This window comes from Streptomyces sp. NPDC019937 (assembly GCF_040631655.1).
GTDB lineage: Bacteria > Actinomycetota > Actinomycetes > Streptomycetales > Streptomycetaceae > Streptomyces.
In genome coordinates this window covers 56,836-77,129 of sequence record NZ_JBEYAL010000002.1, presented here as the reverse complement: position 1 = coordinate 77,129, position 20,294 = coordinate 56,836, and the positions used below count along the sequence as shown (strand labels likewise).

General features: G+C 72.3%; 8 protein-coding genes. All 8 read left to right on the top strand.

From position 1 onward, the window contains the following. Positions 1 to 207: 207 nt before the first annotated feature. The 8 genes from ABZ562_RS02120 (at position 208) to ABZ562_RS02085 (ending at position 20,290) form a co-directional block, all read left to right on the top strand. Positions 208 to 1,578, top strand: coding sequence for a lysine N(6)-hydroxylase/L-ornithine N(5)-oxygenase family protein (locus ABZ562_RS02120; protein ID WP_361472691.1), 1,371 nt, complete (start codon positions 208 to 210; stop codon positions 1,576 to 1,578). A gap of 17 nt (positions 1,579 to 1,595) precedes the next feature. Next, positions 1,596 to 2,654 (top strand): iron ABC transporter permease, encoded by a 1,059-nt coding sequence (locus ABZ562_RS02115; protein WP_361472689.1) that lies wholly within the window; start codon positions 1,596 to 1,598, stop codon positions 2,652 to 2,654. Next, positions 2,651 to 3,730 carry an iron ABC transporter permease gene (locus ABZ562_RS02110; protein ID WP_361472686.1) on the top strand — a complete coding sequence of 360 codons (1,080 nt, stop codon included), beginning with the start codon at positions 2,651 to 2,653 and terminating at the stop codon, positions 3,728 to 3,730. The genes ABZ562_RS02115 and ABZ562_RS02110 overlap by 4 nt, the downstream gene beginning before the upstream one ends. Positions 3,731 to 3,865: 135 nt before the next feature. Then, on the top strand, positions 3,866 to 4,699 hold the full coding sequence (locus ABZ562_RS02105) for an ABC transporter ATP-binding protein (protein ID WP_361473256.1): 834 nt from the start codon (positions 3,866 to 3,868) through the stop codon (positions 4,697 to 4,699). A gap of 86 nt (positions 4,700 to 4,785) precedes the next feature. Next, positions 4,786 to 5,841 (top strand): iron-siderophore ABC transporter substrate-binding protein, encoded by a 1,056-nt coding sequence (locus ABZ562_RS02100; protein WP_361472683.1) that lies wholly within the window; start codon positions 4,786 to 4,788, stop codon positions 5,839 to 5,841. Then, entirely contained in the window at positions 5,838 to 7,625 is a 1,788-nt protein-coding gene (locus ABZ562_RS02095; protein WP_361472680.1) for an ABC transporter ATP-binding protein, read from the top strand. The genes ABZ562_RS02100 and ABZ562_RS02095 overlap by 4 nt, the downstream gene beginning before the upstream one ends. Positions 7,626 to 7,694: 69 nt before the next feature. After that, entirely contained in the window at positions 7,695 to 18,593 is a 10,899-nt protein-coding gene (locus ABZ562_RS02090) for an amino acid adenylation domain-containing protein (RefSeq protein ID WP_361472678.1), read from the top strand. After that, entirely contained in the window at positions 18,590 to 20,290 is a 1,701-nt protein-coding gene (locus ABZ562_RS02085) for an ABC transporter ATP-binding protein (RefSeq protein ID WP_361472675.1), read from the top strand. The genes ABZ562_RS02090 and ABZ562_RS02085 overlap by 4 nt, the downstream gene beginning before the upstream one ends. Positions 20,291 to 20,294: the final 4 nt, after the last annotated feature.

Sequence of the window (20,294 nt, the reverse complement as noted above, 5' to 3'; positions counted from 1 at the left end):
AAAGCAAGGCTTACCTTATTGCGCAACGATCCTCCGTGGCGGGCCAGTTGGTGCCCGTGGGCAATCCGCATTCCCTGCGGTGGCCTATCGACAGCCTTGCTGGTTTAGCTTAGGCTCACCTAAGTTCTCGGCGTGTCGCTTCGTCGGCGTGCCCCTTCGCATCTTCCGCACGCCTGAAAGGCGATTGCCCCGCACGATGGGAGTGACATGTCACAGGTTCTTCCTGGTGACGCCTTGCCGGTCCACGACTTACCGGTCCACGACCTCATAGGCATCGGCTTCGGGCCGTCCAATGTGGCCATGGCGATCGCACTCAGCGAGCACAACGCACGCACCGGGGGACAGGGAGCGATCAGCGCTCGCTTCTTCGAGCAGCAGCCGCGCTTCGGCTGGCACCGTGGCATGCTCATCGACGACGCCACCATGCAGGTGTCCTTCCTCAAGGACCTGGTGACCCTGCGGAACCCGGCCAGCGAATTCAGTTTCCTCTGCTACCTGCAGAGCAAGGGGCGGCTGATCGACTTCATCAACCACAAGAACCTCTTCCCGCTGCGGGTGGAGTTCCACGACTACTTCGAGTGGGCCGCGGCCAAGGTCGAGGGCATGGTCTCCTACGGCCACGAGGTTGTCGGCGTCGCGCCCGTCATGCGTGACGGCGCCGTGGAGTACCTGGACGTGACGGTCCGGTCGGGGGAGGGGCTGGAGGTCCACCGGGCCCGCAACCTCGTCATCGGCACCGGGCTGCGCCCCTTCATGCCGGAGGGCGTGGAACGCGGTGACCGCGTCTGGCACACCTCCGAACTGCTGGCGAAGGCCGGGCAATTGGAGGGCACCTCGCCCTCCCGGTTCATCGTCGTGGGCGCCGGGCAGAGCGCCGCCGAGAACGTGGCCCATCTGCACCGCCGCTTCCCCGGGGCCGAGGTGTGCGCGGTCTTCTCCCGCTACGGCTACAGCCCCGCCGACGACAGCGGTTTCGCCAACCGGATCTTCGACCCGGCGGCGGTCGACGACTACTTCGCCGCGCCCGAGGACGTCAAACGGCGGCTGATGGACTACCACGGCAACACCAACTACTCCGTGGTGGACATCGATCTGATCGACGACCTGTACCGGCAGACGTACCGGGAGAAGGTCCTCGGCGCCGAGCGGCTGCGCTTCCTCAACGTGTCCCGGGTCACCGAGGTCAAGGAGACACCCGCCCAGGTCCGTGCCACCGTGCGGTCCCTCGTCACCGGCGAGGAGACCTTCCTCGACGCGGACGTCGTGGTCTTCGCCACCGGTTACCGCCCCGTCGACCCCATCGGACTGCTCGGCGAGGCCGCCGGCCACTGCCTCCGCGACGACGAGGGCCGGGTCCGCGTCGAGCGTGACTACCGCATCGCGACGGACCCCGGCCTGCGCTGCGGCATCTATCTGCAGGGCGGCACCGAGCACACCCACGGCATCACCTCGTCGCTGCTGTCCAACACCGCGATCAGGGTCGGCGAGATCCTGGACTCGCTCCTCGACCGGGGCGCCACGTCCGCTTCCCCCGGGGCCCGGCCGGTCGCCGACGAAGTCGGCAGCACGGCGCGTTGAGGATGACGTACTGAGACATGGGCACGACGGTGATGGAGCGCCCCGTATCGGGGGGCGCGGCAGAGGCCCGCCGGTGGCGGGGTGTGGGGCTGGGCGTGCTGGTGCTGGTCCTGGTGGCCGTGGCGGCGGTGTCGCTGGCCGTCGGTGCGCGCGCGCTGAGTCCCGCCGAGGTGTGGCACGGGTTGTTCGCCGGGCCGGAATTCGATCAGCGGCTCACCGGGATCAGGCTCATCGTGCGGACGGTGCGGGTGCCCCGGACGGTGCTCGCGATCGTGGCGGGCGTCGCCCTCGGGGTCGGCGGGGCGCTGATCCAGGGGTACACGCGCAATCCGATCGCGGACACGGGGCTGCTGGGGGTGAATGCCGGTGCCTCGTTCGCCGTGGTGTCGGTCATCGCCGTGTTCGGGTTCGCCGACCCCTTCCAGTACGTCTGGTTCGCCTTCCTGGGGGCGGCGGTCGCCGGTGTCGTGGTGTTCGGGCTGGCGAGCATCGGCCGGGGCGCCGGGAATCCGCTGACGCTCGCACTGGCCGGGCAGGGGATCACGGTGTTCCTGGCGGCGATGACCACGGCGGTCGCGCTGGCGGACCAGAAGTCGCTGAACGCGCTGCGGTTCTGGAACGCGGGTTCCGTGGCCGGTGTCGGATTCGATGTCATCTGGCCGGTGACCGCGTTCATCGCCGTCGGGCTGGTGCCGGCCGTGATCACGCTGCCCGCCGTCAACCTGCTCAACCTGGGGGACGACGTGGCGCGGGGGCTGGGCGTGAACATCGCGCTGAACCGGACCATCGGCATCGTCGCGATCACCCTGCTGGCGGGCGCGGCGACGGCGGCGTGCGGCCCCATCGCGTTTCTCGGGCTCATGGTGGCCCATGTGGCCCGGTATCTGACCGGGCCGGACTATCGCTGGCTGGTGCCGTACGCGGGCCTGCTCGGCGCCGTCGTCCTGCTGGTCTGCGACATCGTGGGGCGGGTGGTGGTGCGGCCGGGCGAGTTGGACGCGGGTGTGGTGGTGGCCCTCCTGGGCGCCCCGTTCTTCGCGGCCCTGGTGTGGCGCGGAAAGTTCAAGGACACATGAGCGGAACAGATGTGAAGCGAACGGTCGCGAAGCCATCGGTGGTCGCGCCGGGGGTGCGGCTCGGCGGGCTGTCGTTCGTGTGGCGGCCCTGGCTCGTCGGCGTCACCCTGCTGCTGGCGGCGGCGGCCTTCCTGGTGTTCTGCCTGTCCATCGGCGTCGGGGAGTTCCCCATCGGCCTGTCCCGGGTGGTCGCCACGGTCCTCGGCGGGGGCGAGCGGGTCGACCGGTTCGTCATCATGGACCTGCGGATGCCACGGGCCCTGGCCGGGCTCGTCGTGGGGATCGCGCTGGGGGTGTCCGGGGCGATCACGCAGTCCGTCGCGCGCAACCCGCTGGCCAGCCCGGACATTCTGGGAATCACCGGGGGCGCCGGTGTGGTCTCGGTGTTCCTGGTGACGGTGTCGGGCGGGGCCGGCACGGCGGTCGTCAGCGCCGTGGGGCTGTCCGTGGCGGCGCTCGCGGGCGGTCTCGGCACGGGGCTGCTGGTGTACTTCCTGGCGTGGCGGCGCGGGATCGACGGTTTCCGGCTCATCCTCATCGGCATCTCGGTGAGCGCCGTGATGGAGGCGATCACGACCTGGCTGCTGGCCACCGCCGACATCAAGGATGTGGCCCGGGCCCAGGCGTGGCTGGTCGGCTCGCTGGACAACCGCTCGTGGGGCGAGGTCCGGATGGGCGTGTGGTGCACGCTCGTCCTGCTGGCCGTCGTGTCCTGCGCCGCGTTCCAGTTCAAGCCGATGCACCTGGGCGACGAGGTCGCCGCGGGCCTGGGCGTCCGGTACGCGATGGTGCGGGCCGTCCTGCTGCTGTGCGCGGTGCTGCTGGCCGGTGTGGCGGTGAGCGTGGCGGGCCCGGTCCCGTTCGTCGCGCTGGTGGCGCCGCAGGTGGCGATGCGTCTGGTCCGGTGCCCGACGCCGCCGATGGTGGCCTCCGGCGTGGTGGGCGCGCTGCTGCTGATCGGCGCGGATCTGATCGCGCGCACCGCGCTGCCGATCACGCTCCCGGTGGGCGTGGTCACCGCCGCGATCGGCGGCCCTTTCCTCGTCTGCCTGCTGGTGCGGGCGAACCTCGGATAGACGGCAATGAAGGGGACGAACGTGAAGACAGGGGCACGTGTGAGCGCCGAGTGCGTCACCGGGACGGAAACCGGCACCGAGACCGGCACCGAAACCGGCACCGAGACCGCATCAGGGGCCCAGGGCCTCTCACGGCTGGCGGCCCGAGGCGTCACCGTCGGGTACGGCGGCCGCAACGTCATCGACGACCTGGATGTGGCGATCCCGACGGGCGTGATCACCACCATCATCGGGCCCAACGGCTGTGGGAAATCCACGCTGCTGCGCACCCTGACCCGGCTGCTGAAGCCCGCCGGGGGGACCGTCGTGCTGGACGGCGAGGACATCGCCCGGCTCAGGACCCGGGACGTGGCGAAGAAGCTGGGCCTGCTGCCGCAGGCGCCGGTCGCGCCGGAGGGGCTGACGGTGGCCGACCTGGTCGCCAGGGGCCGCCATCCGCACCAGAGCTGGCTGCGGCAGTGGTCCTCGGACGACGCGGACGTCCTGGAGCGCGCGCTGGCCATGACCGGGGTGTCGGATCTGGCCGACCGCCCGGTCGACTCGCTCTCCGGCGGGCAGCGTCAGCGGGTCTGGATCTCCATGACCCTGGCCCAGGGCACCGATCTGCTGCTCCTCGACGAGCCGACCACCTACCTGGATCTGGCGCACGCGATCGATGTGCTCGACCTGGTGGACGACCTGCACGAGTCGGGGTGCACCGTCGTCATGGTGCTGCACGACCTCAATCTGGCCACGCGGTACAGCGACAACCTCGTGGTGATGCGGGCGGGTTCGATCCTGGCGCAGGGGCACCCCCGTGACGTGATCACCGCCGAGCTGCTGGACGAGGCGTTCGGGCTGCGGGCCACGGTCGTTGACGATCCGGTGGGCGACCGGCCGCTCATCGTGCCGATCGGGCGCACCCACGTCCGGCTGGACCAGACCCCGGCCAGGGCCCGGCCAGGTCCCGGCCAAGAAATATCCAAGTAAGGCTAGGCTGGCCTCACTTGGGCGAGATAAGGTTTGCCTGCCCTTAGTCAGGGACGTAACGGCGGCGCGACAGCAAGGGATTCCGGATGCTCCTCCAGAGAACGACGCGTACGACGCCAGGGCGGCGGTCAGCGGCGGCACTCTCCGCCGCGGCCCTCGGCATCGGCCTCCTCGCCGGATGTGGCGCGGACTCGGCGGACACCACGGGTGACGACGACCCGGCCGCAGCCTCCGGCGCCTTCCCGGTCACGGTGGAGCACGCGTTCGGATCCACGAAGATCACCGAGGCGCCCCAGCGGGTCGTCTCCCTCGGCTACACGGACGACCAGGCCATGCTGGCGCTCGGCGTCAAGCCGGTCGGCATGGTCGACCAGTACCCGAACCCGGCGGGCAAGGAGCCCGACATCAACACCCAGTGGCCCTGGGTGAAGGACAAGTGGGGCGGCACCCGGCCCGAGGTCGTCATGAAGAACGGCGACACCGGCCCCGACTACGAGAAGATCGCCTCCCTGCGGCCGGACCTGATCGTGGCGGTCTACTCCGAGATCGACAAGGCCGCCTACGACAAGCTCTCCAAGATCGCCCCGACCGTGGGCCGCACCAAGGGCGAGAAGGAGCCGTTCAGCGCCCCCTGGCAGGACAACGCCGCGCAGATCGCCAAGGCGCTGGGCAAGGAGGACGAGGGCACCGAGCTGGTGCGGGGCGTTCAGGACAAGCTCGACGCGGCCAAGAAGGCGCATCCGAAGTTCGCCGGGCAGACCGCCGTCGCGCTGTCCTGGTACAAGAACTCGGTGGCGCCGTTCACCTCCACCGATGTGCGCGGACGACTGGTGACGGGCATCGGCTTCACCTATCAGGCCAAGGTCGACGAGGTCGCGGACGGGAAGTTCTTCACCGTCCTCTCGCCCGAGCGCGTCGACCTGGCCGACGCCGACCGCGTCTTCGTCATCAACGACGCGGCGGACCAGCGGGCGCTGAAGAAGTTCAAGCTGTTCACCAACCTGGACGCCGTGAAGAAGGGCAAGGTGTCGTACCTGCTGGACAGTGAGGGCCCGGCCGTCGGCGCGGCCATGTCCCAGAGCACCCTGCTGTCCCTGCCGTACGCGATCGACCAGCTCGTCACGTCGGCCGGCCAGGGGTGAGCGTCACCGACGCACCTGTCGCCCCGGCCACCCTGCGCACGGCCACCGGACGCGTGGCCACCCGATGGGTCGCGGCGCACTGCCGCGAGGTGCCGTGGCTGACGGCCGCCACCGTGCTCACCACCGTGGCCGGGGCGGCGCTCCAAGTGCTCCCGGTGCTTCTGCTCGGCCGGGTGGTCGACGGAGTGGTCGAGGGCGAACCGCGGTCGGCCCTGGTCACGGTCGGGGTGCTTATGGGTGCCGCCGCGCTGCTCGGCGCGGCGGCCACCGCGGTGTCGACCTATCTGATCGGACGGCTGGGCGCGGATCTGCTCGCGCGGCTGCGGGAAGGCGCCGTGCGCGCGGTGCTGGGGATGCCGAGCGCCCGAATCGAGCAGGTGGGCCGGGGAGACGTGCTCTCCAGGGTCGGCGACGATGTGGCCGTGCTGTCCAAGGGCATCCGCACGGCCGTCCCCACGGTGTTCTCGGCGGGCGTGCTGGTCCTCATCGCCACGGCCGGCATGTTCGGTCTCGACTGGCGGCTCGGCCTGGCGGGCGCCGGCGCGCTGCCCGCGTACGCGCTGGCCCTGCGCTGGTACCTCCCCCGGTCCGCCCCGCTCTACCAGAGGCAGCGGGCGGCCCAGGCCGACCGCGCACAGGCGCTGATCAGCGGACTGAACGGGATCGACACGGTCCGGGCCTACCGCCTGGAGGGCGCCTTCCGCGAGAAGGTCACCCGTGAGTCGTGGCGCGTGCGCGATCTCGGCATCGAGGTGTTCCGGTTCTTCGGCCGGTTCGTCGGCCGGGAGAACCGCGCCGAGTTCATCGGGCTGGTGCTGATCATCGTGGTGGGATACGCGCTGCTGGAGGCCGACGCCGCCAGCCTGGGCGAGGTGTCGTCGGCCCCGCTGATGTTCCACCGGCTGTTCACGCCGCTGGGCTCCATCATGTTCACCTTCGACGAGGCGCAGAAGTCGGGCGCGAGCCTGACCCGGCTGGTCGGGGTGGTCGGGGAGGCCGCTCAGGACCGGCTGGTGGGCGACGCGGCCGTCGCGCCGCCGGACGCCGTGCCGCACCCGGTGACGGTGACGGGGCTGACGTATCGCTATCCCGGCGCCGAGGACCCGGTCCTCCGGGACGTCAGCCTGACCATCCCGGCCGGTGGTTCGCTCGCGCTGGTGGGGGCGACGGGCGCCGGCAAGTCGACCCTGGCCGCGCTGATCGCGGGCATCGGGACCCCGCAGGCCGGGTCGGTGCACATCGGGCCGACCGACCTCGCCGGTCTGGACGAGGCCGGGGCACGGTCCCTGGTGAGCATCCTCACGCAGGACACCCATGTGTTCTCCGGTCCACTCGCCGACGACCTGCGGCTCGCCGCGCCGGAAGCGACCGACGCCGAGCTGATGGACGCGTTGCGCACGGTCGGAGCCGGGGGGTGGGTCGACGCGCTGCCCGACGGGCTGCACACCATGGTCGGCGAGGGCGGCGAGCGCCTGGACGTCACCAAGGTCGCCCAGATCGCCCTGGCCCGGCTGGTGCTGCGCCGGTCGCCGGTGGTGGTGCTCGACGAGTCGACCGCGGAGGCGGGCAGCGAGGGCGCCGCCGGACTGGAGCGGGTCGTGCTGGCCGCGTGCGCGGGCCGGACCACGTTGTTCGTGGCACACCGGCTGACCCAGGCGATGGCGGCGGACCGGATCGCCGTGCTCGACGCGGGACGGGTCGTGGAGCAGGGGACGCACGAGGAGTTGGTGGCCCTGGGCGGCCGTTACGCCCGGCTGTGGCGGGCCTGGCGAGAAGGCAGCTAGGCACGCCCTGACGCACATGAGGTCGTCAGGACGTGGTGTTCGTGATGTGGAAGGAATGCTGAGTCTTCGATGATGGAACCGAGCGCTCGTCGCGTACTGCTTTCGCCCGCGCGCCTTTCCGGCGTACGCCGGCGGACCGGTGACTTCTCCGACAGGACCATCGCCGAAGCGTGCGCCGTCGGGCTGTCGTACTGGGCGACGGGCCGGAGCCCCGACGGCATCGACCTCACCCCCGCCACCCTGTTCGCCGACGTCCTCGGCTGGGTCGACAACGGCGGTACCGCGCCCGGCGGTTGGGAGGCCGGCGCGGACGGCCGCGGCATCACCCTCCCCGAAGGCGTCGTACCGGCCGACGCGCAGCTCGCGCTGGACGACCTGGCCGACTTCCCCGACCGGCCCCTCGGCACCATCGGCCCGTCCGGCGTGGCGGCGCGGCTCGCCGCCCTGGCCGAGTGGAACGACACCCACGCCGACCGGGTCCGCCCGACCATCGTGGAGATGTTCCGCGAGCAGGCGCGCACCCGGCCGGACGCCGTCGCCATCGTCGACGAGCACCGGTCGCTGACCTACCGTGAGGCAGCCCAGCTCTCCGGCCAGCTGGCCCACCACCTCATCGAGCGCGGACTCGGCCCCGAACAGGTCGTCGGCATCTCCCTCGGCCGCTGCGCCGACATGGTGGTCGGGCTGCTCGGCGTGCTCCGGGCGGGGTGCGCCTTCGTACCGCTCGATCCGCGGTGGCCCGCCGAGCGCCGGGCCGTCGTCATCGCCGACGCCCAGGTCGTGGCGCAGCTCAACGACTCGGGCGAGCACGGCCCGGGTGAACCGCACGCCGTGGCCGTCGACCTCGGCGACTGGGATTACGGTGCCTTCCCCGCGCAGGGACCCGAGGTCACCGTCCCCGGCGACGCCCTGGCCTACGTGATCTTCACCTCCGGTTCGACCGGGCGGCCCAAGGGCGCGATGATCCGGCACGAAGCCATCAGCGAGCGCCTGCTGTGGCAGGGCCACGAGATCCTGGGCTTCGGCCCTGACGACGCGTCGCTGTTCAAGGCGCCGCTGTCCTTCGACATCTCCATCAACGAGATCTTCCTGCCGCTGGTGCACGGCGGCAGGCTGGTGGTCCTGCGGCCCGGCGGCGAACGCGACCCCCACCATCTGCTGAGCGTGATCGACGGGCAGCGCGTCACCTTCACCTACCTGGTGTCGTCCATGCTGGACGTGCTGCTGGAGATCGCGGGCGACTCCGGGCGGCTGGCCGGCCTGCGGCACGTGTGGTGCGGCGGCGAGGTGCTGACCCCGGAGCTGTACGAGCGGTTCCGCACCCGGCTCGACATCCCGCTTTACCACGGCTACGGCCCGGCCGAGACCACGATCGGTGTCTCACACGTCGTCTACCGGGGCGTGGCGGAACGCCTGTCGACCTCGATCGGCAAGGCCAACCCCAACACCCAGCTGTACGTGCTCGACGACGAACTGCGCCCGGTCCCGGTCGGGGTCGGCGGCGAACTGTACGTGGGAGGCTTCCTCCTGGGGCGCGGATACATCGGCGCGCCCGGTCTGACGGCGTCCCGGTTCGTGGCGAACCCCTTCGCGGGGGACGGGTCCCGGCTGTACCGGACCGGTGACCTCGCGCGGTTCGCCCCGGACGGGTCGCTGGACTTCCTCGGCCGGGCCGACAACCAGATCAAGATCCGCGGAATGCGGCTGGAGATCGAGGACGTCGAGGTCGGCCTCGCGGAGCACCCGCGGGTACGGCACACCTGTGTCGTCGCGAAGAAGAACGCGGCGGGCGGCACCCACCTGGTGGGCTACGTGATCCCGGCCGCCGGGAGCGAGGACCTGCGCGCGGACGAGGTCACGGCGTGGGCCGCCGAGCACATGGTGGAGTACATGGTGCCCGCCCACATCGTCGTGATGAAGGAGTTCCCGCTCACCGCGAACGGCAAGCTCGACCGCCGCGCGCTGCCGGAACCCGCGACGGGTAAGGGCCCGCTCGTCCCGCCCGCCACCGAGAACGAGCGCGTGGTGTGCGCGGCGGTCGCCAAGGTGCTGCGGCTGGACGCGGTCGGTGTCGACCAGGACTTCTTCCAGCTCGGCGGGGACAGCCTGCTGGCCATCTCGCTGCTGAGCGCGGTGCGCGAGGCGGGCCTCCACCTCACGACCGGGCAGATCTTCACCCACAGCACCGTGGGGGCGCTGGCGGCGGTGGCGAGCGTCGAGGACGCCGCCACCGTGGACCACGCCGATGTGGCCACCGGTTCCGTCGTGGGATCGCCCATCGTGCGGTGGCTCGGCGAGACCACGGACGCGATCGACGGATTCGTGCAGTCGGTCGTGGTGAACACCCCGGCGGACCTGACCGCCGACGCCCTCGACGCGATCCTCACCGCCGTGGTCGGGCGGCATGACATGCTGCGCGCCAGGCTGGTGCGCGGCGACCGCTGGAGCTTCGACATCCCGGCGGCGGACCGGGCCGTCGCCGGATGGCAGGAGAGCGACCGGCCGCTCCAGGAGTGCGTCGCGCTCGCCACCGGCGGCCTGGACCCGGCGGGCGGTGTGATGCTGCGGGCCGTCTGGCGACGCGCGGCACGGCAGCTGGTCATGGTCGTCCACCACGTGGTGATCGACGGCGTGTCCTGGCGTGTCCTGATGGACGACCTGGCCACGGCTTGGCGGCAGTTCGCCTCGGGCGCGCCGATCGCGCTGCCCCCGGTGGGCACGTCGTTCCGGCGCTGGACGCAGCTGCTGGCACAGGCCGGGTTCGAGGCGGACCGTGCGTACTACCGGCGTCCCCTGCCGGGCGTGGACGGGCTCGTGGGCAGGCGCGCGCTCACCGACGCCGACACCGTCGCGCGGGAGCGGGTGCGGACCGTCTCGGTCGGCCCCGAGGTCACGGCCGCGCTGCTGGGCGAGATTCCCGCGACGTTCCACACGGGCGTGGGCGAGGTGCTGCTCACCGCGCTCGCCGTCACCCTCGCCCGATGGCGCCGCGACCTCGGTCAGGAGCAGACGTTCGCGCACATCGAGCTGGAGGGCCACGGCCGCGAAGGACGGTTCGTGGCGGACGCCGCCGGATTCGAACCGGAGCTGTCGCGGACCGTGGGCTGGTTCACCACCCTGTTCCCGGTGACCGTGGACCCCGGCGCGGCAGCCGATCTCACCGACCCCGCCTATCTGGGCGCCGCGCTCAAGGCGGTCAAGGAAGACCTCGCCCGCGTGCCGGGGAACGGGCTTTCCTACGGCGCCCTGCGGTATCTGCGCGGCGCCGAGTTCGACGCCCCCGCACCGCAGGTGCTGTTCAACTACCTGGGCCGCTTCGATGCGGGCGCCTCCGGGGACTGGCAACTCTCCGCACCCACTGGGCAGTTGGGCGAGAGGCGCGATCCGAGGATGCGCCTTCCGCGCGCCCTGGAGTTCAATGCCATCACCGAACCGGCCGCGACCGGCGCGTACGAACTCGTCACCGCCATCTCCTGGCCGGACGGCGTGTTCACCGACGAGGACATCGCGACCCTCGGCGCGTACTTCCGCGAGGCCCTGACCGGGCTGGCCGGGCTCGACCGGGGCGGCCACTCGCCGAGTGACTTCGCCCCGGTGCCGCTGACCCAGGCCGACGTCGACGCCCTGGACGGCCCGGCGCTGCGCGACATCCTGCCCCTGACCCCGCTGCAGGAGGGCCTGTACTTCCACTCCGTCTTCGACGACGACTCGACGGGCGCCTACGTCGAGCAGCAGCTGCTGACCCTGGATGGCGAGGTGGACCCCGACCGGCTCTCGGCGGCGGCCACCCGGTTGCTCACCCTGTACCCGAACCTGGCCGCGCGGTTCACCGCCCTCGCCGACGGCCGCGTGGTCTCGGTGCTGGAGAGCGGCGTGGAGGCGCCCTTCACCACACTGGACCGCCCCGGCATCACCGACGACGAGATCCGCGCCGTGGCCGAGCGGGACCGCCGCGCCGGGTTCGACCTGGCCACCGGGCCGCTGATGCGGTACACCCTCATCCGCGAGGGCCCCGGGCGCGACGTTCTGGTGCAGACCGTGCACCACATCATCGCCGACGGCTGGTCGGTGCCCCCGATGCTCCGTACCCTGCTCGCCGAATACCACGCGCCCGGGTCCGGGTATCCGCTCGGCGGCTTCCCCGGCTACGTACGCCGTCTCGCGAGACGCGACGCCGACGAGAGCGACCGGGTGTGGCGCGATCAGCTCGCCGGGCTGCCCGGTCCTTCGCTGGTCGCCGAGGGGCACACCCCGTCCGACCGGTTCGCCGACACCGCCGTGGTGCCGGAGGAGGACATCGACGCGGCGGCCCGCGCGGCCGGTGTGCCGCTGAGCGTGGCCGTGCACAGCGCCTGGGCGGTGACGCTGGGCGGCATCCTGCACGGCAGGGACGTGGTGTTCGGATCCACGGTGTCCGGCCGGGACGCGGAGGTGCCCGGCATCGAGGACATGGTGGGGCTGTTCATCAACACGATCCCCGTACGCGCCCGGTGGACCGGTACCACCACCGCCCGCGACCTGCTCGCCTCGGTGCGCGAACACCAGAGCGCGGTGCTGCCGCACCAGCATGTCTCGCTGGCGAGGATCGGCCGCCGGGCCGGCGCGGGCACGCTGTTCGACACCCTGGTGGTGTTCGACGTGGCGACCGACGTGGACGGGCTGCGGCGGCCCGGCGACACGCTCGTCATCACCGGCATCGTCAACGAGGGCGCCCCGCACTACCCGTTGACGCTGGTGGTCGAGCGCGCGCCCGAGGGCCGCCCGCGCTTCAACCTGATCTACGACGGCGCACTGCTGCGGGAGGCGACCGCCCGGGCGGTCCTGCACACCTTCACCCAGGCCCTCACCGGCCTGCTCACCCGCCCGGACGCCCCGGTCGACACCCTGACACCGGAGGGTGCCCGGCATGCCGCGCCGCCGGTCACCCCGGCCACCCTGGGCGCGCTGTTCGACGCCGCCGCCCGCCGCGACCCGGCCGCCACCGCCGTCACCTGGTGCGGTCTCGACGGCGACGCCCGCTCACTGACCTACGGCGAACTGGCGGACGCCAAGGACGGGCTGGCCTCGGCCCTGCGCGCGGCCGGGGCCGGGCCGGGCCGGCGCGTCGCCGTCGCCGTCCCGCGCTCCGTCGAGCAGGTCGTCGCCCTGGTCGCGGTCGTCACTGCGGGCGGCGCGTACGTACCGCTGGACCTGGCCTATCCGGACGAACGGCTGGAGTACATCCTCGCCGACGCCGCTCCGGACGTCGTTCTCGTGGACCGTGAGCAGCGGGGCCGCTGCACGCGGCTGCTGGCCCGGGCGGGCGTACCGGCCCGGGTGCTCGTGCCGGAGGAGGAGCCGCCGCGGACCGCCACCGGGCCCGGTCCGGAGGCCGCCTGGCACGACCCCGCGTACGTGATCTACACGTCCGGATCGACCGGCAGGCCCAAGGGCGTCGTCGTCCCGCACTCCAGCGTGGTGTCGCTGCTCGTGAACACCCGGCCCGGCATGGGCTTCGGCCCAGACGACGTCTGGGTCCAGTTCCACTCCTTCTCCTTCGACTTCGCGGTCTGGGAGCTGTGGGGCGCGCTGGCGCACGGTGGTGAGCTGCTGGTACCGGAGTACGGGCTGACCCGCTCGCCGGTCGACTTCCACCGGCTGGTGCGCGAGCGCGGGGTGACCGTGCTCAACCAGACCCCGTCGGCGTTCTACCAGTTCATCGAGGCCGACCGGCAGGCCGGTGCGCCCCTGCCCGCGCTGCGCCGGATCATCTTCGGCGGCGAGGCGCTGGACCCCGGGCGGCTGCGCGGCTGGGTCGAGCGGCACGGCACCGGATCGCCCGAGCTGGTCAACATGTACGGCATCACCGAGACCACCGTCCATGTCACCCACCGGGTGCTGACCGAGGCGGACTTCCGCCCCGGTGGCGACACCAGCCCGATCGGCGGCCCGATTCCGGGCCTGGCCACCTATCTGCTCGACGACCGGCTCCGGCCGGTGCCACCGGGCCGGGTGGGCGCCATCTACGTCGCGGGGGACCAGGTGTCGCTCGGCTATCTGGGCAGGCCGGGGCTCACCGCGGGCCGGTTCGTGGCCAACCCGTTCACGGGCGACGGCTCTCGCATGTACCACACGGGCGACCTCGCGATCCGCACCCTCGACGGCGAGCTGGAGTTCACCGGGCGCGCCGATGATCAGGTCCAACTCAAGGGATTCCGTATCGAGTTGGGGGAAGTGGAGGGCGCGATCAGGGAACTCGACGGCGTGGCCGACGTGGCCGTCACCGTGGCGGACGGCGGCGACCACCTGGTCGCGCACATCGTGGGCCGGGTGCCCGGCGACCTCACCTCCCTGCTGTCCGCGAAACTGCCCGCGCACATGGTGCCGGGCCGGGTGCTGCCGGTGGACGCGCTGCCGCTGACGGTCAACGGCAAGCTGGACCGTAAGGCCCTGACCGAGCGGGCCGCACAGCACGACCCGCCGGTGGTTTCGAGTGGCGACGCGCTCAGCGCACTGGCCGACATCTTCGCCGACACCCTGCCCGGAACCGCTGTGGACGGTGACACCGACTTCTTCCGGGCCGGGGGCGACAGCATCGTCGCCATCACCGTGATCAACCGGGCCAGGGCGCTCGGCCTGCCGATCGCGCCACGGGACGTGTTCCTGCGCAGGACACCGCGCGCGCTCGCCGAGCACCTGGCGACGCGGACACCGCGGACCGCCCCGGCGCCCGCGCCCGCCCGCCGCGCGGACGGCCCGCTGACGCCGACGCCCATCATCCTGCGCCAGCGGGAACTGGGCGGATCCCTCGCCCGCTTCGCCCAGGCCAGAACGCTGGTCGCCCCGGAGGGCACCGGGGTCGCCGACGCCGAGCGCGCCGCGAACGCCGTCGTGGCCGCGCACCCGGCCCTCCGGCTGCGGCTGCGCGTCGAGCACGGGGTGTGGGCCCTGCGCACCGAGCCCACCCGCGAGGTCACCGTCGTGGCGACGGATGCCACCGACGCGACGGCCGTGGCGAACGAGGCCGCCGCACGGCTCGACCCCGAGTCCGGGAACGTGGTCGCGTTCGCATGGCTGGAGGCGAGCCGGACCCTCGTGGCCACCGTGCACCACCTCGCCGTCGACGCGGTGTCCTGGCTGGTCCTGCTGGACGACCTGACCACCGCCCTGCGCGGCGAGCCCCTGCCGCCGCCGACCACGCCGTACGCCGAGTACGCCGACGCGCTGGCGTCGCGGTCCGGCCACGCGATCGACGACCTCGGGCACTGGGCCGGCACGCTCCAAGCGCCCGAACTGCTGCCGGCTGTAGGGGAGTCGCGCAAGACCACCGTCGTGCTCGCGCCCGACGTGAGCGACCGCGTGACGCGGAGCGCGCCCGCCGCGCTCGGCGTCGGCCTCACCGAGCTGCTGTGCGGCGCCCTGCGCACCGCGCTCACCCATATCCAGTCCTCGCCCACCGATCTCGCGATCGACCTGGAGCGGCACGGCCGGGTCCCGGCGCTGGAACACCACGACTACACCCGCACGGTCGGCTGGTTCACCTCCATCGCGCCCGTACGGCTCGGTCCGCACACCGACCCCGTCGCGGCGGCGCACGAGGTCGCCGAGCGCCAGCCGGACGAGCGCGGACACATCGCGTACGGGCAGCTCCGATACCTCAACCCGCAGACGGCCCCGCTGCTCACCCGCCACCCCCAGGTGCTGTTCAACTACCTCGGCCGGGGCGGCGAGTCCCAGGCGCCGCGCCTCACCGGCGGCGACCGGGGCAGCCCGTACGCCGTCGAGGTCAACGCCTGGACCGACGCGGCCACCGGAAGCCTCCACGCGGACTTCACCCTCGCCGAGGGCGTCCCGGACGAGATCACCGAGCACTGGCGCAGCGCACTGCGACGCGTCGCGGACGCCTCCGCGACGGCCGAGCGCACGGCCCCGGTCACCCCGCTCCAGCGGGGCCTGTTCTTCCAGGCCCAGATGGCGGGCGCGGCCGGACACTACGTCGCGCAGAGCTGGTTCACCTTCGACCGGCGCCTGGACCCCGACGCGCTGGCCGAGGCGATGGCGCGGGTCATCGCGCGGTACCCGGTCGTGGCCGCCGGATTCGCCACCGACGACGACGGCAACCCGGTCCAGGTCCTGAGGGCGGGCCGACGCGTCGATGTCCGCACGATCGCGCTCGCCACGGACGCGGACGTCGACGCCCTGCGCGCCCGGGACCGCGACACGGGATTCGACGTGGCGGAACCGCCACTGATCCGGCTGACCGTGGTGCGGCTGCCCGACGACCGCGACGGGCTGCTGCTCAGCTACCACCTGCTGCTGTGGGACGGCTGGTCCCGCGAGATCGTGCTGCGGGACCTGTTCGACGCCTACCGCGCCGTTCTCGCGGGCGAACCACTGGACGCCACCCCCGCCACGCCGAGCTTCGAGGACCACGCGCGGGCGCTCGCCGCCAGGGACTGCGCCGTATCGGAGCGCTTCTGGGCCGAGCACCTGACCGGCCTTTCCGGCCCGACGCTGCTCGCCGGACCTGCCCCGTCCCTGTCCGACGACCTGCCGGACACGCTGGTGCACACCCTCTCCGCCGACCAGTCGGAGCTGCTGCGGGAAGCGGCCAGGGCGCACGGCGTCACGCTGAACTCGGTGCTGACCGGCGCGTTCGGCCTGCTGCTGGGCGCCCATACGGGCCGCGGCGACGCCGTGTTCGGCGTGACCGTCTCCGGCCGCGAGGGTGCGGGCCTGGACGGCATCGTCGGCGTGCTGCTCAACACCGTGCCGATGTGGACGCGGGCCCGGCCGGAGGACACGGTCGGCGCGTATCTGTCGGCCGTCCAGGCGGCCAGGGTCGAGGCGATGGACCACGAACACCTGGGGCTCGGCGAGATCCAGCGGGCCAGTGGGCACGACACCCTGTTCGACAACCTGTTCGTGCTGCAGAACTTCCTGGACCTGGACGCGCTCGCCGAGATGAACGCCCGGCACGGCATCACCTCGGTGAAGGCCGACGACTCCACCCACTACCCGTTCACCTGGGTCATCACCCCCGGCGACCGGCTTGATGTCAAACTGGAGTACCGCGACAAGGACGCCGGGCGCGCCCGCCGTCTCCTCGGCGACTACCTGCGCGTGCTCGACGGCCTGGCCCGCTCCACCGGACCGGTTGGTGCGCTGCCGGGGCTGGGCCCGTGGCCCTCGCGGGGGCCACGCACGGACATCGGCACGGACACCGTGGTCGACCGGTTCGACCGGGCGGCGGACCGCGACCCGCAACGGGTGGCGCTCGTCGCCCACGGCTCGACGCTGACGTTCGCCCAGCTCAGGGACCGCAGCCGGGCGGTGGCGGGGGTGCTCGCCCGGCGCGGCATCGGCCCCGAGCGGACCGTGGGCCTCGCGGTCCCGCGCTCCCTCGACTCGATCGTGGCGCTGTTCGCCGTGCTGCGCGTCGGCGCCGCGTATGTGCCGCTGGAGCTGGACCACCCGGACGAGCGGATCGCCGCCATCGTCGCGGACGCCCGCCCCGAGGTGATCCTCACCGTGAGCGCCGTATCGCCGCGGCTCACCGGCGACCTGATCGAGCTGGACCGCCCGCTGCCCGAAACCGAGCCGTGGGTGACGTACGCCCCGGACGACCCGGACCGGCTGCGGCACCCCGCGTACACGATCTACACCTCCGGCTCGACCGGCACCCCCAAGGGCGTGGTGACCGAGTACGCCGGGCTCACCAACATGCTGATCAACCACCAGCGCCGGATCTTCGAACCGGTGCTGGCCGAACACGGCCACCGGACCTTCCGGATCGCCCACACCGTGTCGTTCGCCTTCGACATGTCGTGGGAGGAACTGCTGTGGCTCGCCGACGGCCACGAGGTGCACATCTGCGACGAGGAACTGCGCCGCGACGCGCCCCGGCTGGTCGCCTACTGCCGGGAGCACGGCATCGACGTGATCAACGTGACCCCGACCTACGCGCAGCAACTGGTGGCCGAGGGCCTTCTCGACGACCCGGACCGGCGGCCCGCGCTGGTGCTGCTGGGCGGCGAGGCCGTCCCCCCGGCCCTGTGGCAGCGGCTCGCCGGGACCGAGGGGACGGTCGGCTACAACCTCTACGGGCCCACCGAATACACCATCAACACCCTCGGCGTCGGTACCTTCGAATGCCAGGATCCGGTGGTCGGAGTGGCGATCGACAACACCGATGTGTATGTGCTGGATCCGTGGCTGCGGCCGCTGCCGGACGGAGTGCCCGGCGAGCTGTACGTGGCGGGCATCGGCATCGCGCGCGGCTATCTCGGGCAGCCCGCCCGGAGCGCGCACCGCTTCGTGGCGTGCCCGTTCGGCGAACCCGGCGCGCGCATGTACCGCACCGGGGACCTGGTGGTCCGCCGCCCCGACGGCAACCTGATGTACCTGGGCCGCACCGACCAGCAGGTCAAGATCCGGGGGCACCGGGTCGAACCCGGCGAGGTCGAGGCCGCGTTCGCGGCACACCCGGCGGTGCGGTTCGCCGCCGCGGTCGCCCAGCCCGACCCGCGGGTCGACGGCGCGTACCGGCTGGCCGCCTATCTGGTGCTGGACGGCGCCGAGTTGGCGACGGTGGCCGCCGAGGTGGGCGCCGGGCTGCCGGATTTCCTGCGCCCGACGCACTACGCGCGAGTCGACAGCATCCCGCTGACGGTGAACGGGAAGGCCGACACCAAGGCGCTGCCGGAGGCCAAGCCGCTGGGCGCGCTGACCACGGCGGGGGAGCGGGGGCCCGCCACGGAAACCGAGACGGCGGTGTGCGAGTTCTTCGCCGAGGCACTGGATCTGGACGACGACGAGGTGAGCGCGGTGAGCGACTTCGTGTCCCTGGGAGGACACTCCATGCTGGCGGTGCGGCTGATCGGGCTGCTCCGCCGCGAGTACGGTCCTGTGATCACCATCCGGGATCTGTTCACCCTGCGCACCCCGGAAGCGATTGCCCGACACCTCGACAGCGCGGATTCCCGATGACGACATCCGACACCCAGCGGCCCCGCCCGGGGTCCGACATCCTCCGCACCGCGCTGCGCCGCAACCTCGGCGCCATGGCCCGGGGCACCGTCCTCATGGGCCTGTACCAGGCGGGTGAGACGGCGTTTCCCATCGCGCTCGGCCTGATCGTCGAACACACGATGCGCGACCGGAGCCCCGGCGCGCTCGGCCTGTCGATCGCCGCGCTGGCGGTGATCATCACGACGGTGTCGCTGTCGTGGCGGTTCGGGATGCGCGTCCTGCAGAAGGCCAACACCACCGAGGCGCACCACTGGCGGGTGAAGGTCGCGGGCTGTGGACTCCAGCCGGTGGCCTGGGACGTGGACCTCAAGTCCGGCGAGGTGTTGACCATCGCCACCGAGGACGCCGACCAGACCGCCGACATCATCGAAGTGGTGCCGCTGCTGATCAGCTCGCTGGTCGCGGTGCTGGTCGCGGCCATCGCGCTGGGCCTGGCCGACGTCCGGCTCGGCCTGCTGGTGATCGTGGGGACCGTCGCGATCCTGTCGGTGCTCAGCGTGCTGTCCAAACGGATCGGTTCCAGCACCCGCGAACAGCAGGCCCGGGTGGCGCGGGCGGGCGCGAAGGTCGCCGACCTGATCACCGGCCTGCGCCCGCTGCACGGCTTCGGCGGCAACCACGCGGCGTTCCGGTCCTACCGCGAGGTCAGCACGGAGGCGAAACACCAGGCGATCACGGTCGCCAAGGTCAATGGGGTGTACGCGGGCACCGCGCTGGCCCTCAACGCGGTCCTCGCCGCCGCCGTGACCCTGACGGCGGGCTCGCTGGCGTGGAGCGGCCGGATCACCATCGGGGAACTGGTCATGGCCGTGGGGCTCGCGCAGTTCATCATGGAACCGCTCAGACTGTTCTCGGAGATGCCCAAGTACGTGATGATGGCGCGCGCGTCGGCCGAGCGGATGGCGCTGGTGCTGTCCGCGCCCCCGGTGACGAGCCCGGGGCCGGGCCGTCCGGACGCGGGCGGAGACCTGGAGGTCGACTGCGTCCGGTACGGGACCCTGCGCAGGCTCAAGTTCCAGGTGGCCGCGGGCGAGTTCGTGGCGATCGCCGCCTACCAGCCGCGCGCGGCGGCCGACCTCGCGTCGGTCCTGGCCGTGCGCGTCCCGCCCGGCGCGTACGAGGGAGCGGTGCGGATCGGCGGACAGGAGCTGGCGGACCTGTCGATCGAAGAGGTCCGCGCGTGCGTGCTGGTGAACCCGTACGACGGGGAGATCTTCGCGGGCACCCTGCGGACGAACATCGACCCGTCGGGCACCAGCCGGACGGTGGCCGAGGCCGTCGAGGCGTCCATGCTGACCGATGTCGTCGCCCTCCACCGCGAAGGACTCGACTATGGTGTCCGCGACCGCGGCGCGAACCTGTCCGGGGGGCAGCGCCAGCGGCTGTCCCTGGCCCGCGCCCTCGCCGCCGACACCGACGTCCTCGTCCTGCACGACCCGACGACAGCCGTCGACGCGGTCACCGAACAGCTCATCGCGCGCAACGTCGCGAAGGCGCGCCGGGGCCGCACCACCATCGTGATCACCAGCAGTCCGGCCCTCCTGGACGCCGCCGACCGGGTCCTCGTCCTGGACGACGGCGTCATCACCGCCGAGGACACCCACCGCAACCTCCTCGCCACCGACGAGGGCTACTGCGCGGCGGTGGCCCGGTGAACCG

Coding starts and splice junctions, on each gene's coding strand:
- ABZ562_RS02100 (WP_361472683.1), top strand. CDS start 4,786: ATGCTCCTCCAGAGAACGACGCGTACGACGCCAGGGCGGCGGTCAGCG.
- ABZ562_RS02115 (WP_361472689.1), top strand. CDS start 1,596: ATGGGCACGACGGTGATGGAGCGCCCCGTATCGGGGGGCGCGGCAGAG.
- ABZ562_RS02090 (WP_361472678.1), top strand. CDS start 7,695: ATGATGGAACCGAGCGCTCGTCGCGTACTGCTTTCGCCCGCGCGCCTT.
- ABZ562_RS02110 (WP_361472686.1), top strand. CDS start 2,651: ATGAGCGGAACAGATGTGAAGCGAACGGTCGCGAAGCCATCGGTGGTC.
- ABZ562_RS02120 (WP_361472691.1), top strand. CDS start 208: ATGTCACAGGTTCTTCCTGGTGACGCCTTGCCGGTCCACGACTTACCG.
- ABZ562_RS02085 (WP_361472675.1), top strand. CDS start 18,590: ATGACGACATCCGACACCCAGCGGCCCCGCCCGGGGTCCGACATCCTC.